Source organism: Paracoccus denitrificans (assembly GCF_900100045.1).
In the GTDB taxonomy this organism is placed as follows: domain Bacteria; phylum Pseudomonadota; class Alphaproteobacteria; order Rhodobacterales; family Rhodobacteraceae; genus Paracoccus; species Paracoccus denitrificans.
Genome location: NZ_FNEA01000084.1, coordinates 1 through 1,934, shown reverse-complemented (window position 1 = coordinate 1,934; position 1,934 = coordinate 1). Strand labels below are relative to the sequence as shown.

At 64.1% G+C, this 1,934-nt stretch carries 4 protein-coding genes and 1 pseudogene; 4 read left to right on the top strand and 1 reads right to left on the bottom strand.

The window, feature by feature from the left end; genetic code table 11:
* Positions 1-113 (bottom strand): annotated as a pseudogene (locus tag BLT64_RS25855) (co-chaperone GroES); the annotation flags it as partial.
* Between the two features lie 307 nt (positions 114-420).
* Between BLT64_RS25855 and BLT64_RS25850 the strand changes: the two are divergent.
* The 4 genes from BLT64_RS25850 to BLT64_RS27580 all read left to right on the top strand — a co-directional run.
* A complete protein-coding gene (locus BLT64_RS25850; protein WP_011750810.1) occupies positions 421-888 on the top strand; it encodes a hypothetical protein in 468 nt (155 codons plus the stop codon).
* A gap of 113 nt (positions 889-1,001) precedes the next feature.
* A complete protein-coding gene (locus tag BLT64_RS25845; protein WP_011750811.1) occupies positions 1,002-1,349 on the top strand; it encodes an Hsp20 family protein in 348 nt (115 codons plus the stop codon).
* Positions 1,333-1,536, top strand: coding sequence for an Hsp20/alpha crystallin family protein (locus BLT64_RS25840; RefSeq protein WP_011750812.1), 204 nt, complete (start codon positions 1,333-1,335; stop codon positions 1,534-1,536). The genes BLT64_RS25845 and BLT64_RS25840 overlap by 17 nt, the downstream gene beginning before the upstream one ends.
* A partial coding sequence (locus BLT64_RS27580) for a hypothetical protein (RefSeq protein WP_254777256.1) occupies positions 1,530-1,934 on the top strand: 405 nt, incomplete at its 3' end. The genes BLT64_RS25840 and BLT64_RS27580, both read left to right, overlap by 7 nt.

The window sequence follows — 1,934 nt, the reverse complement described above, 5'->3', positions numbered from 1 at the left end:
CCCTCGGCCGGTTTCTCCTTGGCGCTGTCGGGGATGATCAGCCCGCCCTTGGTCTTTTCGTCCGACTGGACGCGACGGACCAGAACACGGTCATGGAGTGGACGGAACGTCATATCGTTCTCCTCATGGATAAACAGATTTCGAGAGGTTCCTCCGCACCGGCCAGGCGACCGGCGCGGGGCCTGCGTGACCCGCCTGGCATCACGCGAGACATGAGTTGGCAGGCAGGGCACAGGTTTCAAGGGGTCGCGGGAAAAATTTTCGGCACGCGCCGCAACCTGCTGCCACCGGCATGAGGACTGCGTGCAATATCCTGTGATTTCAGATGGCTCGGATCGATGCAGGGACTTGACCTGCGACGGCGCCGCACCAAACTTTTCCTTATGGAATGGTTTCGTTCAGACTGATGCCGAGGGTTTCATGACGGACACATATCTCTCCGCCGCCCGTGACCTGGTGATCGAGGGGATGCGCGAAAGCCAGGTCGCCTTGTCGTCGGAGCTCGAGTATCACCTTGCCTCGACGCTGGCGCGCTACATGCACCGCCCGATCGTGCCCGACCGGCTGACGGTCCGGCTGATGGACGCGGCGCAAAGGCAGGCGACAAGGGGCGAGTCGCGCCAGATCGGGGATGAATGCCTGATCTCCTGCGCCTTCTTCGCGGCGCGGCTGACGCGGCGGGGAGGCTCCATCGTCCATTATGCGGGGCTGGGGCAAAACGCCTACGAGATCGCGGGAATGCCGGACGTGGCCCATGGCTTTCCCGACATGCTGGACGTGCTGCAAGCCAGCAGTCCGCATGTCGAGGAACGGCCCCTGCCGTCCAGGGACGGCGAAGATGAGCAAGGGACCAGGATCCTGCTCCTGTCGCCAAGGTTCAGGCACTGATCCCCGGCGCTGGTCCTGGGGGTCGGCGGCTTCAGGAATGGCGAGCCGTCCGGCGGCGCGGCCCTTGGAATGCTCTTGGCCGATCATGGCCTCGGCGGCATGCAGCCAGCCCCATGGCTCGGCGGTCGCATCCGTCCTCGCCAGACGAACTGGCCATCACGCAGGAACAGACCGTTCTGACGGTCACCGGCCAGAAGGCTGGCGAGGACATGGACGGGTATCTGCATCGCGGTATTGCCGACCGGAGCTTCCAGCTTGCCGATCATGTGAAACTGACCGGCGCCGGACTGCTGAACGGCCTGCTGACGATCGGCCTGCGGCACGAGATCCCCGAAGAGATGAAGCCGCACCGGATCGAGATCGCTGCGAAGCCCGAGACCGAGCCGAAGCAACGTGAGACTGGGAAAGAAGTCGCCCGAGGCCCTGTCACCGCGCAATCCGCGCATGGTGCCGGGCCTTGACGAGAAGGATATCGAAGCCCTGCTGAACGACGGCGTGCTAACGCTGAAGGGCGAGAAGCGCTCGGAGGTCGAAGACCAGGACCGGCAATTCTCGGAACGCTTTTACGGCCGTTTCGAGCGCCATATCCGCTTGGCGCTGAGGTCGGGGAAGATGAGGTCAATGCGCATTTCAGGAACAGCGTGCTGACCGTGACCCTGCCCAAGACGCAAAAAGGCGCAGGCGCAGGTCAAGCGCATCGCCATCAAGGGCTGAGCCATCGGGGCGGCGGTGCAGACTGCCGCCCCAGCGCCCCCTCGGCCGAGACGAACGCCCGTGTCACCATGGCCGGTGTGCCCTTGCTGCCGATGAAAAGATGGTTCGTGACCGCCATTATCCTTGTCCAGCTTGCGCCGCGCCGAAAGGACCGGGTCATTCCGGTCGCCTATTCGATCTTGGACTGGTCGAACCGATGTCGCATTTGCCTGCGCTTGGGGCGGATATCGTTGGGGGCCGGATCCGGCCCTTCAGGTCCCCGCCCTTCAGGTCATTGCCCGCGCCAGTTCCGCCGCCCGCGCACGCAGGGCGAACTTCTGGATCTTGCCGGT

What these genes read in the sequence shown, in the direction of transcription:
- BLT64_RS25845 (WP_011750811.1), top strand. Translation starts at nt 1,002, where the DNA reads ATGGCTCGGCGGTCGCATCCGTCCTCGCCAGACGAACTGGCCATCACG.
- BLT64_RS25840 (WP_011750812.1), top strand. Translation starts at nt 1,333, where the DNA reads ATGGTGCCGGGCCTTGACGAGAAGGATATCGAAGCCCTGCTGAACGAC.
- BLT64_RS25850 (WP_011750810.1), top strand. Translation starts at nt 421, where the DNA reads ATGACGGACACATATCTCTCCGCCGCCCGTGACCTGGTGATCGAGGGG.